Genomic DNA, 14,324 nt, shown 5'->3' with positions numbered 1-14,324 from the left:
TTACGCTCCAAATAGTCTAGCTAACCAACCTTTTGGCTGTACTGTGATGTGTCGATATGGACGATCCTCACCAAGGAAACGAGCAACTAAATCATCATACGCTTGTCCTGCTTTTGCTTCAGAGTACAAAATAACAGGTTTACCTTCGTTTGATGCTTGAAGTACGCTTGGACATTCAGGTACAACACCTAGTGTTGGTACACGTAAAATGTCTTTTGAAATATCGTCAATCGTGAGCATTTCTTGTTTATCCGCTCGTTCAGGATTGAAGCGAGTAATACAAAGATGTTTACGAATACGTCCTTCGTTTTGCTCAACTTTTTTAGTTTTGCTGTCTAACATTCCGATGATACGGTCAGAGTCACGAACAGATGAAATTTCAGGGTTTGTTACGATGATTGCTTCATCAGCATGATACATCGCAAGGATAGCGCCACGCTCAATACCTGCTGGAGAATCACAAATGATGTAGTCAAACTCTTGAGAAAGTTCATCAATAACTCGTGCAACGCCTTCATCACTCAAGGCATCTTTATCACGTGTTTGTGATGCAGGAAGAATATATAAGTTTTCAATATCTTTATCACGGATCAGTGCTTGCTGTAAGCGAGCTTCATTATTGATGACATTGACAAAGTCATAGACTACACGACGTTCACAACCCATAATCAAGTCAAGATTACGCAAACCCACATCGAAATCAATCACAACAGTTTTATGACCACGTAGGGCTAAACCTGTTGCAAAAGATGCACTTGTTGTAGTTTTACCTACACCACCTTTGCCTGACGTTACGACAACAATTTTGGCCACCGAATCCACTCCTATTTATGGTCATACGCCCCTAAAAGGGCTTTTTTGGTGTTTAATGTGATAACTTAAAACTGCAAGGCTTCAAATTCAAGCTCTTGCTTGTTATTTAAATAAATATGTACAGGCTTTTTGATCATATCTTTAGGAATATCATCTGCTACACAATAAGTACCCGCAATAGAAATTAATTCTGCTTCAAGCGAATTGCAAAAAATTCGTGCGGACATATGTCCACCCACACCAGCAATGACTCTACCACGAGCATTCCCGTAGATGTGAATATTTCCAGATGCAATTACTTCAGAACCACTATTCATGCCAGCATTCAAGATAATATCACCCTGATCTTGCACTAAACATTGTCCAGTTCGCAAAATTTCATCATGATATGAGGTGATATGCGGACTTGATGTAGCTTTTTGTGGTATTTCTTTTGCAGCCTGATCTGCTGGTTTTTCGACAACATGTTCGATGACTTGTTCTTTAGATGCTTTGATCCGCTGTAAAGGTTGATCTGCGGGCAATACAGGGAATTGGATTGCACGTGCTTCATCACCTAAGATTCCATCGATTACAGCCATAGGTTGTAAACCAATATCAATCAGTAGCTGTATAAGAGCAATCAATTCTTGTTCAACGGTACTGTCTAGAATGACTAAAGTTCCTAAATAGGAACCTTCGTTTAGTGTGCTAGTAAGTTGCTGTCGGATTGCATCGTGGTCATTTGTGTCGAACGTGAGTCGACTAAAATTCACCATTCTGCCCGTAATCCGTATGTCAGCCATAATTTATCCTTCAGGGCTTTTTAAGCACTCTATTGTGTTTAAGCATGTTGTAAATAAAAGCAAATGCTAGAACAAATTACACGAATTCTCTAGCTTGATTAGTAAATTTTCTTGTAATCACACTGCTTTTTTATCCAATTGATCATATTCATTTAATGTTTGTTGCCATTGTTTAACTTTGACTTGTTTTCGAATCGCTTCGAGGCTTTCATAGACTACTGATTCTACAAGTTCTTCTAAGTATTGGTTATCAATATTTAATTGACTGACTTTTTCTGCGATCAGTAAATAGTTTTCATTTGGACGTTCAAATGAGCTAGCTGTGAACGGTTCAATTAAACCCGCGGTAATGTTTTCACCCAAACGTTGTCCGATACTTTGAATTTGTTGTTCTATGCGACTGCCAACAATAGGAATCAGACGTAATAGTTGAGTGAGTTCAGGTGTATCTTCGATTGCCTGATTAACAATATGACCTACTTTTTGAGTAATGATTGGTTGTTGCTGTTGTAAAGCTTTTGCGAGCGATTCTTGCAACATTGAAGATAGTGTCACAGTAAATAATTGACGATGATGATCGACTAGATCATGAATAATTTTTTTATGACTTGAGCTAGTATCCAGTTCGTGTTTAATGCCATCGATTACAGTGATCACAACCCGATCAGAAAGTTCTTCCATGACAACACGATAATAAAAAATTGCTTTTAAGCGGATGCTATCGAGTACAACTTTATATCCAAGCTCATGTAAACGATACGCGATAATCCCCGCACGGAATAAACGCAGAAAGCGAAAGTGGGGGATAATTGCAACAATTTCATACCAGTGAATAAATGGAAAGAACCACCAACGCGCGTGATGCTTTTGTATGATTGATAGTAGCCAACGAATCGCAAGCTCCACAATCAGGAAGATAATAAACCAAGCTTCGGTCGTGATAACCCATGGATGTAGATAGCTACGATAAAACTCTAAAACGCTATAGAGGTGAATGGTGTTAAAAAACCATTCACCAATATTACTCATCAGGAAGAAGTTCATTCCTAGACAGAACAAATTGAAAACAATAATAAAAACCATGAAAATGTCATAAATAAGAAACAGCTTGAAGAACTTACTGTTCGGATTGACATAGTTATATTTAGAGTTTTTATCTGTGTCCTGCTGAGTCATCTTTCTGCTCAATCCTTGAAGAGATTATGAATTATATCTTGATTTGAGTTGACTAATAAGTTGATCTTTTTCAGTCCAGATTTGATCTACCCATTTCTGAAAGCGTTCACGATAAACTGCATCATCTTCGTAATTTCCACCCAAAACCCAATCAGGAATTTCAATTTTGCGTAAATCAACAGCAATGCTTGAAACGTCACCTAACCAAAAGTCGCCATAACCTGGCGCACCTTCAGGATAGACAATCGTCATATCCACTAATGCATCAATCTTGTCACCAAGTATGTTTAATGCTAGGGCTAAGCCACCGGCTTTGGGTTTAAGTAGGTTCTTATAAGGTGATTGTTGTTGTGAATGTTTTTCAGGCGTAAATCGAGTACCTTCTAAATAATTGAGAAGGGTGAATGGCTGACTTAATAGTTGTTCACATGCCTTACGTGCTTCTAGCAAATCACGATGTTTGAGTTCAGGATTTTTAGCAATTTGTTCTTTGGTATGGCGTTTCATCATTGGGAAACCCAAGATTTTAAAAGCCTGACCCACAAATGGAATAAAGATCAGCTCCCACTTCGTAAAAAAGCGAGTAAGAGGCATTCGATTCAGACCAAAATATTGATTTACCGTTGTATCTACCCAGCTTTGATGATTACAAATCATCATATAGCGACCTTGTAGATTGAGATCTAATTTTTCATCAATGGTAATGTCCCATTTTAGGTTTGGTAAAACTTTCTCAATCAGTTGGTTGTTTACCCCAATCCAGCTATTGGTTAGTTGAATATTGGTTTCGTCTACTTTGGCAGATTTTTTGAATAATTTAGTGAGACCTAAAGCCAGAACAGGAGGTCCATGTAGAAATGTACTTCCTGTGATCACAGAACTAACAGTAAGACCTTTACTGACCTTTCGCAATAATGATGTTTTCTTATTCGCGGTAGACATAAATCGAACCTTGAGGCAGATGTTTTGAAAAGATGGATTAACTATAAACAACAGTGGTTTAAATACAACTGTATATTTATTAATATTGACATTTTTTTATATATTTAAACCATTTGAATTAATTTTTCTGTGCAGAAAACGTGAATCTGTCGCATATGTACAAATTTTAGTTTGTTTGCGAAGCTTATTCTAACTTATAAATTTCCTTGATTTCTTCACAATTGGATAAACATGAAGAAACTATGATTAAGTGGAAATGTAAAGTGCATCAAAATATTACAAAAATACAAATAAACTGTTTATTATTAACAAAATATCAATGGTCTAGCTGAATTTTCTCATTCATTATCTGTTCAGACAACAAAATACATAGACAGGAGCTACGCGATGCGTGCATTAGTTATTTCAACACTCGTAGGGGCTGGATTGGTACTTTCTGGTTGCCAAACAATGAGCGGACAAGGTAATGATATCGGTGGTGTTTCATACGACAAAGCTGCTTTAGGTACATTAATTGGTGCAGCTGCAGGTTATGGCATCTCAAAAGGTAATGCTAACTCTTCTTCACAAAACAACCGCGCAGCTGCGATTGGTGCAATCCTTGGTGGTGCGAGTGGTTTATATCTCGATAATAAAGAGAAAAAATTACGTGCTCAAATGGCAGGTACTGGTGTAGAAGTTGGCCGTAACCCAGATGGTTCTGTTCAGTTGATCATGCCTGGTAGCATCACGTTTGATACAAATAAATCAAACATCAAACCAAACTTCTACGGCACTTTAAACAAAGTGGCACAAACTTTAGCTGAAGATAACAAGAGCGCAATCTTAGTTACTGGCTACACAGACAATACTGGTAATGATTCAATCAATATCCCATTGTCTCAAGCACGAGCTCAATCAGTTAAAAACTATTTAGCAAGCCAAGGTGTTTCAAGCAGCCGTATTGATGCACAAGGTTTAGGTTCTTCTAATCCTATCGCTTCAAACTCAACTGCGGCAGGTAAAGAACAAAACCGCCGTGTTGAAATCAGCATTTATGCTAAACAGTAATTAACACTGCTGTAAAAAGACCACCTTCGGGTGGTTTTTTTATTGCCAAGTTTTTAGTACGACAAATAGTGACGCCATCTTGGAGTAAGACATCATAATTTATACATATCCTCAGATTTATTATTGGGATTCTAAAAAATAGATGTCTATAATCATGCTCGAAAACGTGAGAGGTATTACAACGATGTCATCTGCCAGTCAACTCAATGACAAGCAACTTGAAGCCATGAAATATGTTCAGGGGCCATTGTTGGTGCTTGCAGGTGCAGGCTCGGGTAAGACTTCTGTAATCACTCGAAAGATCGCTTTTCTGGTTCAACAATGTGGTATTCCTGCGCATCGTATTACTGCGATGACTTTTACCAATAAAGCTGCACGTGAAATGAAAGAGCGTGTCGGTAAGTTGCTTTCACGTGAAGAAGCTAAAGGGCTTTCAGTCTCTACATTCCACACATTTGGTTTGAATTTGCTTCGAATAGAGTTAAAACATTTACCTTTAAAAGCGAATTTTTCGATTTTAGATGCAGATGATTGCAAAAGAATCCTGATGGATCTAATGCAACGTGACAACCTATCTGGAGCAGAAAGTAAAGAACTGATCGCGAAAGCCATGAAGAAAATTTCGGATTGGAAAAATGATCTGGTCATACCTGAGCAAGCTCATTCAACATGTGAAACACCTGAAGATGTTCAGCTTGCTCATTTGTATCAACTTTACGAACGTAATTTGAGAGCTTACAACGCTGTAGATTTTGATGACTTGATCGTAATGCCGACACGATTGCTTCAGGAAAATGCTGAGGTTCGTGATAAATGGCAAAATCGTGTTCGTTACTTACTGGTTGATGAATATCAAGATACCAATACAGCACAATATACCTTAGTAAAATTGCTCGTTGGGGTGATGGGACAGTTTACTGCGGTAGGTGACGACGATCAGTCGATTTACGCTTGGCGTGGTGCGAAGCCTGAAAACATGGCTTTATTAAAAGATGATTTCCATAATCTTAAAGTAATAAAGCTTGAGCAAAACTATCGTTCTACCAGTCGAATTTTAAAAGCGGCGAATGCTGTTATTGAAAATAACCCTCATATCTTTGATAAAAAGTTATGGAGTGATAAAGGGCACGGTGAAACCATCCGTGTAATCACGTGTTTAAATGATGATGATGAAGCTGAACGCGTAGTTAAAGATTTAATCACGCATAAATTGATGAATGGAAAAAATTGGAAAGATTACGCGATTCTGTATCGTGGTAATTTCCAAGCACGTGTTCTTGAAACACAACTGCGTCAGATGCAAATTCCATATAAATTGTCAGGTGGTCAATCATTCTTCGCCCGCGCTGAGATTAAAGACGTAATGAGTTACTTACGTCTCATTATCAATCCCGAAGATGACAGTGCTTTTTTACGTATTATCAATACGCCGAAACGTGCAATTGGTCCTGTCACTTTAGAAAAGTTAGGTCTATTTGCTCAAGAAAATACCCTATCTTTATTGACGGCTTCTTCTGATCAACGTCTTGCAATGGTTTTACCAAAAAAAGCGGCGACTCAATTACATGAGTTTGCAGACTTTATTGCGACTTTTACACGTGAACTGTTAGATGATGACGAACCAGTACCCAAAGTACGTCAAATGATCAACGAAGCAGGCTACATTGATTATGTTCGTGAGCAAGCTGCAACGCCAGCTCAAGAAAAAACGAAGATCGATAATATTGAAAGTCTGTACACAAGTATCCAAAACTTAATTAATCGTACAGACGATGTCGATGAAAAAAATATTGAAAGTGTCATTCGTAAATTGGTTCTTCTAGACATGTTGGAGCAGCAACAGGAAGAAGAAGATACAGATAAAGTCAATTTGTTGACATTGCATGCTGCGAAAGGTTTGGAATTTCCATACGTCTACATGATTGGTTTAGAAGAAGAGTTATTGCCGCATAAGAACTCGATTGCGTCTGAAACCATTGAAGAAGAACGCCGTCTGATGTACGTAGGGATTACTCGTGCGCGTCAAGGTCTAACTTTAACGCTTGCAGAGCAACGTAAGAATGGCGGTCAAATGCGACAAATGACTCCGAGTCGTTTTTTAGATGAATTACCACAAGATGATTTAGAGTGGCACGGTCGTAAAAAGAAACTAGCGCCAAATGTTGACCCTAAAGAACAGGCTCAACAGTATCTTGCCAACTTAAAAGCATTATTGAAACGTTAAAGATTATTTGTAGGAAGTTGTAATGAAAGTTCAAGTTAAAGTATTAGATGCACGTTTAGGTCAAGAATGGGCATTGCCATCGTACGCAACAACAGGTTCAGCTGGCTTAGATTTGCGTGCTTGTTTAGATGAAGCAATTGAAATTGCTGCGGGTGAAACGGTTTTAGTCAAAACAGGCTTGGCAATTTACATCGAAGATCCAAACTTTGCGGGATTAATTTTACCGCGTTCGGGTCTTGGGCATAAACATGGTATTGTATTGGGTAATTTAGTCGGTTTGATTGATTCAGACTACCAAGGCGAACTGATGGTTTCTGTTTGGAACCGTGGAAAAAATACATTCCGCCTAGAGCCAGGCGAGCGTTTGGCGCAATATGTACTCGTTCCTGTCGTTCAAGCAGAGTTCGAACAGGTGAATGAATTTGTTGCTACAGAGCGCGGAGCAGGTGGTTTTGGACATACTGGTCAACAGTAATTCCCAAGCCTTATTATTTTAAATGCAATGTTTAACTGAAAAACATTGCATTTTTCATATTGATTGTTATTTGAATTTATATTAAAAAGCAGCTGATTAATTATTTTAATTTTTCTGAACAAGGGTTAATTAATTTCTTAATAGTTTAAGTTTTTTTTAATAATCGAATGATTATAAGAATAGGGGCTTGCTGTGAATATAAAACATACGTTTCCTCTGAATATTTTTCGTGCCTATGACATCCGTGGAAAGCTTTCTAATCTAACGCCCACGATAATTCGTTCAATTGCGCATGCATTAGCATTTCAATATAAAAAATATGATCAACATCAAATTGTTATTGGATATGATGCAAGATTAACTAGTCCAACGTATGCTGATATTCTACAGCATATATTGGAAAAACAAGGTTTTGAAGTTATTAATATCGGGTGCTGCTCATCACCAATGATGTATTACATTGCTCGTGATTTTGGTGGTAACGGTATTATGGTGACGGCAAGTCACAATCCGAAGTCTGATAATGGAATTAAATGGATTTTAAAAGGTGAGCCACCAAGTCCAGAAGTGATTCAAGAAGTTGGGCTGTTTGCTCAAAATATTCCTATTAAAGTAGATTATCAAATTCGAGATGAGACAATTACTCATCAAGTAATTCCTCATTATTGTTTACAATATCAACAATCTTTGCTCGATGATATTCAACTTGCGAGACCATTGAAGGTTGTTTTGGATGGCTTACATGGCTCAGCTGGGCGATGTGCTAAAGTTGTACTGGAAAAGCTTGGTTGCGACGTGATTGCATTACGTTGTGACGCAAATGGTCATTTTCCTGATCATGCACCTGACCCATCGCATGCTGAACACTTGGGACCTCTACAACAATTTATTATTGAACATCAAGCAGATATTGGAATTGCGTTAGACGGTGATGGCGATCGAGTCGTTTTGCTAGATGAAAATGCCACGATTATTAGTCCCGATCGTTTGCTTTCTTTATTCGCACAAATGTGCTTAGAAAATCATCCCCAAAAAGAAATTGTATTTGATGTCAAATGCTCACAAATGGTTGCTAATACAGTCCAACAATTAGGTGGGCAAGCCAAAATGATTCGCACGGGAAGTAGTTTTTTACGAACTTATTTAACGCAATCAAATGGTGCTGCTGTATTTGGTGGTGAATATGCTGGGCATTATGTTTTCAATGATGGTCGTGGTTTTGGTTATGATGATGGTCTATATGCTGCACTACGTGTTATGGAATATCTCACCCATTCAAGTTCAGCAAATTTATCTGCATTGCTAAAACAATATCCTGAGCGTTGCTGTACCGAAGATACTTATATTAGTACCCATGATATTAATCCATTAAGTGTTTTAAATGAAATTGAAACTTTAAGTCAGGATTTAGGCGCACAGTTAAGTAAAATTGATGGTGTAAGACTTGATTTTAATGATGGTTTTGGCATTATTCGAGCATCCAATACAGGCGAGTATTTTACTGTTCGTTTTGATGCAGATCATCCAGATCGGTTAGTTGAAATTCGCGATAAATTTGTTTCTATGTTGCAAACTCGATATCCACAAATTGCACAAGAACTAGCACAGGCTTAAAAGGAGAGGCATATGCCACATGAGCATATCGGCATTGATAAAGCTAAAATTTTAATTGAAGCTTTGCCGTATATCCAACGTTTTGCAGGTAAAACGTTGGTTGTTAAATATGGTGGCAATGCAATGACAGATCCTGAGTTGGAAAGCTCATTTGCTCGTGACATCGTGTTATTAAAAACTGTAGGACTTAATCCAATTGTTGTACATGGAGGTGGTCCACAAGTTGACTCTTTGCTTAAACGTCTTGGGCAAGAATCTGATCGTATTGATGGCATGCGTGTAACTGACCAAGCAACGATGGAAGTTGTTGAAATGGTTTTAGGCGGTAGTGTAAACAAATCAATCGTGAATTTGATCAATCAACATGGCGGACGTGCAATTGGTTTAACCGGTAAAGATGGTAATTTACTTCGTGCGCGTAAACTGCTCATGGAAAAACAAGAAGCTGATGGTTCGGTTTCACAAATTGATTTAGGTATGGTGGGTGAAGTCACTGGCGTTAAAACAGATGTTCTAGAAATGTTTACGCAAGGTGATTTTATTCCTGTGATTGCACCATTAGGTGTCGATGAAGAAGGTAATACTTATAACATTAATGCCGATTTGGTCGCAGGTAAGGTTGCTGAAGCTTTAGGTGCGGAGAAGCTAATTTTATTAACAAACATCACTGGTGTTTTAGACGAAAATAAAAACTTATTGACAGGTTTGACCACTCAAGAAGTTGATCGTCTCATTGAAACAGGTGTGATCTATGGCGGTATGATTCCAAAAGTAGGTTGTGCACTAGATGCAGTAAAAGGTGGTGTGGTTAGTGCGCATATTGTTGATGGTCGTGTACCGCATGCAACTTTGTTAGAAATTTTTACTGATCATGGTGTAGGTACATTAATTACCAATCGTGCGAAGCATTAAGTTTTAAATCTTTCTTATCCTCCCTTTTAGTTGTATAAAAGGGAGGATTTTATTTATAGTTCTTCAATTCAAATTTTGTTCTGCATCTCAAAGACACTTTTAAAAAAGTCAGCGTAAATGACCGTCATCATCTCTTCATTTTTCATTCACTAAAATGTCATTAATAGGATTTAAGGTGATTCTAGTCATAAGGAGCTTTCATTATGCTAGAAAAATTAAATCAGTATCGTCAAAATTTGACCTTACCTTTACGTCAAAAAACAGCTCAAAATCAGTATCGCTTTGAATGGGTTGAAACTTTAAAAGAATTACAAGACGTACAGCGTTTTAGAGCAAAACAATTTTCACATCAATTTGGCTTAACTTTTGAAGATGATCTTGATCAGGATCTTTATGATTTTGGTTGTGAACATGCGGTATTGAGAGATAAATGGTCGGGTGAAATTGTTGCCTATACACGACTTAAATTATTTCAAGGACATGAGATTGGACAGAGTTATAGTGCTCAAGAGTTCGAGATCGTTCCCCATTTATCACATTTACCGAGTATTGTTGAAATCGGACGTACTTGCGTGCATCCACAATTCCGCTCTGGTAAAGCTTTGTCGATGCTTTGGCTAAACATGGCACCAAAAATTCTTTGGTCGATGCGTGCAAAATATTTGATGGGTTGCGTAAGTATTCATCTCGAAGATAACTTAGCCCGTACTTATTACACGCACCGTCAGATTCAACAGCTTGCGGATCATCAAACTATCGACATTCGCTCAAAGCGAGCATTTGAACCTGAGCGTCCTGATTATAGTTTTCCGCAAGATGAACGCATGCCGAAATTATTTCAGACTTATTTAGGGATGCAATCAAAGTTATCAAAAGAAGCATTTTTTGATGAGGAATTTAAGTGCTTAGATTACTTTGTTTTTCTTGAAGTAAATAAGATCGCAACCTCATTTGTCATGAATAAAATGGTTCAGCGCTAACTAGATTTAGCATTCATCTTTGAATAGTGAGCACATATTGAGATTTACAATACATCCGTACCTCATGCACAATAGGCATAGATGTTAAATAGTTCAAAGATATGTGCCAGCTATTAGGAATGAATTGCGCTAGACCCACTGATATCACTTTCTCTTTTCGTGGTTTTTCCCAACGAGCAGGTGTGACATCAGACCATTGTGATGGTTTTGGTATTGCTTTTTTTGAAGATAAAGCTTGTCGTTTATTCGTCGATAATCAGTCGGCAGTTGAGTCACCTATCGCAGATCTTGTTCGTAATTATCCAATCAAATCTCGAAATGTGATTGCGCACATTCGCAAAGCCACCCAAGGTAAAATTACGTTAGAGAACTCTCATCCTTTTTTAAGAGAGCTGTGGGGCAGACATTGGATTTTTGCCCACAATGGTGATTTGCATGATTTTTCCCCTAGATTAAGTGGACGCTTTGAACCTGTTGGAAATACGGATAGTGAAAGAGCTTTTTGTTATTTGCTCGATCAAATGGTAGAGACATTTGGATATGTTGAACCTTCACTTGATGATTTGTTTGCATTATTAGAACGCTTATCTCCTCAGATCGCTGAACACGGTACATTTAACTTTTGTTTGTCTAATGGACAGGCATTATATACTTATGCTACGACAAAGTTACATTGGTTAGTTCGAGAATATCCTTTCCAACATGCTCATCTGATTGATTTGGATGTAGAAGTTGATTTTAGTCAAGTCACTACACCAGAAGATCGTGTTGCGGTAATTACTACTGAACCATTAACACATAATGAAACATGGACGGCGTATCAAGCAGGTGAAATGGTTTTATTTAAAGAAGGTAAGCCAATTAAACATGCTTTGACTCGCGTAGATCGTCTAATCCGTGAAGCGAATGATCCGAGCTTAAAAAGAATAACCAAGGCAGATCAATATTAGAATAATATGCTTATAATAAATAGTAATATTTAATTTATTTATATAATATTTAAGGGTTTTAAAGTCGATAATTTTAATCAGGTTTTTAGCTAATTTATATACTTTGGTTAAAAAATACTTGAGTGTTTTAATAGGTGAAAATATTAAATTAAATGTAAAACAATAAGTTAAATTATTTGTATGAAAAAAAACAAAATCTGACAAAAATGCTGTGTTTTTATTTAATTTTTTTACCGATATTATGTCCTTATTCAATAAATATGTTTGAGTTTGGGGTTCGATATGGGTTTGAAATGGTCTGTCGAATATAATACAGGAATAGATGTTATTGATGATCAGCATCGCCGTATTCTAGATTATATTAATGAAATAGCTGATTTAAAACACTCTCATGATCGAGTGAAAATGAAAGAAGTATTGGACAATATTATTGACTATACGCAATCTCATTTTACTTTTGAAGAAAGTTTACAAGAAGAAGCAAACTACAAATATCGTGTACCGCATAAACGAGTTCATGATTTATTTATCAAAAAAATAGAAACTTATCGTGAACGTTTTGAATTGGGGCATGAAATTGATAAAGAATTACATGAGGCTTTGTCAAAATGGTTAATTAATCATATTCGTCATGATGATGCAGATTATGTGGGTGCTGTCAAAGAAAATATGATGGGAATTATTAAGGAAAATGAAAAGAAAAAGGGGAAAAACTGGTTTTCTAGATTTTTCTCATAATAATAAAAAACGACTCTCTAGATGATAAAAACAATAAGGCAAATATGAGTGAAAATAGAGAGTCTTATAAAAACAATAACAACTCGTGCGCGGCAAATCATCTGAGATGGTGATTTGCCTTTTTATTTCGACATCTTTTGTTTTGATTTTCAGACAGGAGAAAGGCAAAATAGATTGAATATTTCATTGCAAACTCCATAAAACGCAATGAGTTCAAAGATTTTTCAAGGAATGCATTATGCAGGACACAACTCTGTCACGCTGGTTTGCACCAGTGATGGCGTTTTGCTTATCTTTTGTCATGATCACAACACTAGCACCAACTCTAGGTATTCAAATTGAGCGCCAATTTGATTTTTGGTTGCTTTGGTTGGGAACGATGATTTTATTGGCACTACCGATTGGTTATCTTGAAATTGCTTTAGCAAAACGTTCTAAAGTTACCGCTTTGCAGGCTTTATCAAATCTAACACGTGAGGCTGATGCATCTCCAAAATGGCGTGTAGTTGGTTGGTTGGCTGTAGTATTAGTGCCATTTTTTGCTGGTAGTATTTTATTTTCAGCATCAGATATTTTAGTTCAACAACAATTTGGCATATCTAATCAAATCATTTTCGCTGGGCTTGCAGTGATTGCACTCGGGTTATCTTTTATTCCACGTCAATTCCTAATTGTTTTAACGACTTTGGGTGTAATTGCATCTCTAGTGTTGGCAAATGTATTTGGAACTCAATTACAAGCGTGGCATTGGACTGGTATTGAATTTAAAGAGTGGGGCAATGCAACTGTTCTTGCGCTTGTGGCGAGTGGATTAGGATTAGGATTGTATTGGCAAAACAGCCTTGCCACAGTTCGTCAACAAGAAGCCGCAACTTCAGTTGTATTACCGATCTGGTTAGCTCAATTACTTGCAGTTATAGCGTTCGGATTCTTCTCTATTCAAGTTGAAATCCTCGCTTTTGCATGGTTATTTGCTGCATTGGTATCTGCTGCTTTATTAATTCAACTTGCAAAAGAACAACTGGCTCAACGTCAACTGGCTCCAGCAATTCAATGGGTGATCATCGTTGCTGCAATTGCAGTTTGGGCTGCATCTCAGCTAAGTTCGATTTTCAATCTTCTATTGATTGTTTGGGGATTAATTGTTTGTTTGGTTTATGCAATTTTTGCTGGTTGGATTATGAAAATCAGCCATTTGCGTAAATCTATGGGTTTCAGTAATGAGCTATTCTATAACTTATGGCGTATTGCTGTTCGTTTAGTTCTACCACTGTCGATTGTAATTGCTATTGTTGCTGTAATTGGACAATGGATCTAATGAAATCTAATGCATGTGTATGGGTCGCTTATGCGACACCTGAGCAACAATTTCATTTAGAAGTTGATTTCCTAGAAGGAATGACGGCTGAACAAGCAATTATTGCTAGCGGATTAGCCGAGCAGGTGACTTTACCTGAGAAACTTCATTTGGGCGTGTTTGGTATCAAAATACAGCCAGACACTCAGCTTCAGATCGGAGATCGGGTTGAAATCTATCGTTCTTTAACAATTAATCCTAAAGACATCCGTCGCAAACGTGCTGCAAAGAATCCTGTTGGGCGTTTTGCAAAAGGTAATCGATTTAGACCATCAAGTTCATAAATAAAACCCCTCAAGGATCAATCC

Annotated in this window: 14 protein-coding genes; 10 read left to right on the top strand and 4 right to left on the bottom strand. The window is 37.4% G+C overall.

Annotation, left to right across the window (positions count from 1 at the left end):
* The 4 genes from minD to MKL32_RS09665 all read right to left on the bottom strand — a co-directional run bounded on the left by minD (position 1) and on the right by MKL32_RS09665 (position 3,716).
* Entirely contained in the window at positions 1–813 is an 813-nt protein-coding gene (gene minD / locus MKL32_RS09680; protein WP_004913932.1) for a septum site-determining protein MinD, read from the bottom strand.
* A 65-nt stretch (positions 814–878) separates the two neighbouring features.
* Positions 879–1,598 (bottom strand): septum site-determining protein MinC, encoded by a 720-nt coding sequence (minC, locus tag MKL32_RS09675; RefSeq protein WP_004913931.1) that lies wholly within the window; start codon positions 1,596–1,598, stop codon positions 879–881.
* Positions 1,599–1,715: 117 nt separating this feature from the next.
* Complete coding sequence (locus tag MKL32_RS09670; protein WP_270900468.1) at positions 1,716–2,774, bottom strand: preprotein translocase subunit SecA; 1,059 nt, start codon at positions 2,772–2,774, stop codon at positions 1,716–1,718.
* 24 nt (positions 2,775–2,798) lie between these two features.
* Positions 2,799–3,716 (bottom strand): acyltransferase, encoded by a 918-nt coding sequence (locus MKL32_RS09665; protein WP_126131880.1) that lies wholly within the window; start codon positions 3,714–3,716, stop codon positions 2,799–2,801.
* A gap of 387 nt (positions 3,717–4,103) precedes the next feature.
* Here MKL32_RS09665 and MKL32_RS09660 point away from each other — a divergent pair, with 387 nt between their 5' ends.
* The 10 genes from MKL32_RS09660 (at position 4,104) to MKL32_RS09615 (ending at position 14,300) form a co-directional block, all read left to right on the top strand.
* On the top strand, positions 4,104–4,766 hold the full coding sequence (locus MKL32_RS09660; RefSeq protein ID WP_039048150.1) for an OmpA family protein: 663 nt from the start codon (positions 4,104–4,106) through the stop codon (positions 4,764–4,766).
* Between the two features lie 184 nt (positions 4,767–4,950).
* Positions 4,951–6,990, top strand: a complete 2,040-nt coding sequence (gene rep / locus MKL32_RS09655) for a DNA helicase Rep (RefSeq protein ID WP_004960037.1) — start codon at positions 4,951–4,953, stop codon at positions 6,988–6,990.
* A 22-nt stretch (positions 6,991–7,012) separates the two neighbouring features.
* Entirely contained in the window at positions 7,013–7,465 is a 453-nt protein-coding gene (gene dut, locus MKL32_RS09650; protein WP_004913924.1) for a dUTP diphosphatase, read from the top strand.
* Between the two features lie 192 nt (positions 7,466–7,657).
* Positions 7,658–9,079 carry a phosphomannomutase/phosphoglucomutase gene (locus MKL32_RS09645; protein ID WP_270900467.1) on the top strand — a complete coding sequence of 474 codons (1,422 nt, stop codon included), beginning with the start codon at positions 7,658–7,660 and terminating at the stop codon, positions 9,077–9,079.
* Positions 9,080–9,091: 12 nt separating this feature from the next.
* Positions 9,092–9,991, top strand: coding sequence for an acetylglutamate kinase (argB, locus tag MKL32_RS09640; protein WP_004913920.1), 900 nt, complete (start codon positions 9,092–9,094; stop codon positions 9,989–9,991).
* Positions 9,992–10,194: 203 nt separating this feature from the next.
* Positions 10,195–10,971, top strand: coding sequence for a GNAT family N-acetyltransferase (locus MKL32_RS09635; protein ID WP_233739235.1), 777 nt, complete (start codon positions 10,195–10,197; stop codon positions 10,969–10,971).
* 101 nt (positions 10,972–11,072) lie between these two features.
* Positions 11,073–11,921: a class II glutamine amidotransferase gene (locus MKL32_RS09630; protein WP_035335959.1), complete on the top strand. Its 849-nt coding sequence runs from the start codon at positions 11,073–11,075 to the stop codon at positions 11,919–11,921.
* Positions 11,922–12,203: 282 nt separating this feature from the next.
* Positions 12,204–12,659 carry a bacteriohemerythrin gene (locus MKL32_RS09625; protein WP_004913914.1) on the top strand — a complete coding sequence of 152 codons (456 nt, stop codon included), beginning with the start codon at positions 12,204–12,206 and terminating at the stop codon, positions 12,657–12,659.
* 238 nt (positions 12,660–12,897) lie between these two features.
* Positions 12,898–13,977 (top strand): hypothetical protein, encoded by a 1,080-nt coding sequence (locus MKL32_RS09620; protein ID WP_270900466.1) that lies wholly within the window; start codon positions 12,898–12,900, stop codon positions 13,975–13,977.
* Positions 13,977–14,300 (top strand): RnfH family protein, encoded by a 324-nt coding sequence (locus tag MKL32_RS09615; protein WP_126131884.1) that lies wholly within the window; start codon positions 13,977–13,979, stop codon positions 14,298–14,300. The genes MKL32_RS09620 and MKL32_RS09615 overlap by 1 nt, the downstream gene beginning before the upstream one ends.
* Positions 14,301–14,324 lie beyond the last annotated feature (24 nt).

Source organism: Acinetobacter sp. AOR34_HL (assembly GCF_027854795.1).
GTDB classification, from domain to species: domain Bacteria; phylum Pseudomonadota; class Gammaproteobacteria; order Pseudomonadales; family Moraxellaceae; genus Acinetobacter; species Acinetobacter junii.
This window is presented reverse-complemented; position numbering and strand designations above follow the sequence as displayed.

What these genes read in the sequence shown, in the direction of transcription:
- minC (WP_004913931.1), bottom strand. Translation starts at nt 1,598, where the DNA reads ATGGCTGACATACGGATTACGGGCAGAATGGTGAATTTTAGTCGACTC.
- MKL32_RS09670 (WP_270900468.1), bottom strand. Translation starts at nt 2,774, where the DNA reads ATGACTCAGCAGGACACAGATAAAAACTCTAAATATAACTATGTCAAT.
- MKL32_RS09665 (WP_126131880.1), bottom strand. Translation starts at nt 3,716, where the DNA reads ATGTCTACCGCGAATAAGAAAACATCATTATTGCGAAAGGTCAGTAAA.
- MKL32_RS09660 (WP_039048150.1), top strand. Translation starts at nt 4,104, where the DNA reads ATGCGTGCATTAGTTATTTCAACACTCGTAGGGGCTGGATTGGTACTT.
- rep (WP_004960037.1), top strand. Translation starts at nt 4,951, where the DNA reads ATGTCATCTGCCAGTCAACTCAATGACAAGCAACTTGAAGCCATGAAA.
- dut (WP_004913924.1), top strand. Translation starts at nt 7,013, where the DNA reads ATGAAAGTTCAAGTTAAAGTATTAGATGCACGTTTAGGTCAAGAATGG.
- argB (WP_004913920.1), top strand. Translation starts at nt 9,092, where the DNA reads ATGCCACATGAGCATATCGGCATTGATAAAGCTAAAATTTTAATTGAA.
- MKL32_RS09635 (WP_233739235.1), top strand. Translation starts at nt 10,195, where the DNA reads ATGCTAGAAAAATTAAATCAGTATCGTCAAAATTTGACCTTACCTTTA.
- MKL32_RS09630 (WP_035335959.1), top strand. Translation starts at nt 11,073, where the DNA reads ATGTGCCAGCTATTAGGAATGAATTGCGCTAGACCCACTGATATCACT.
- MKL32_RS09625 (WP_004913914.1), top strand. Translation starts at nt 12,204, where the DNA reads ATGGGTTTGAAATGGTCTGTCGAATATAATACAGGAATAGATGTTATT.
- MKL32_RS09620 (WP_270900466.1), top strand. Translation starts at nt 12,898, where the DNA reads ATGCAGGACACAACTCTGTCACGCTGGTTTGCACCAGTGATGGCGTTT.
- MKL32_RS09615 (WP_126131884.1), top strand. Translation starts at nt 13,977, where the DNA reads ATGAAATCTAATGCATGTGTATGGGTCGCTTATGCGACACCTGAGCAA.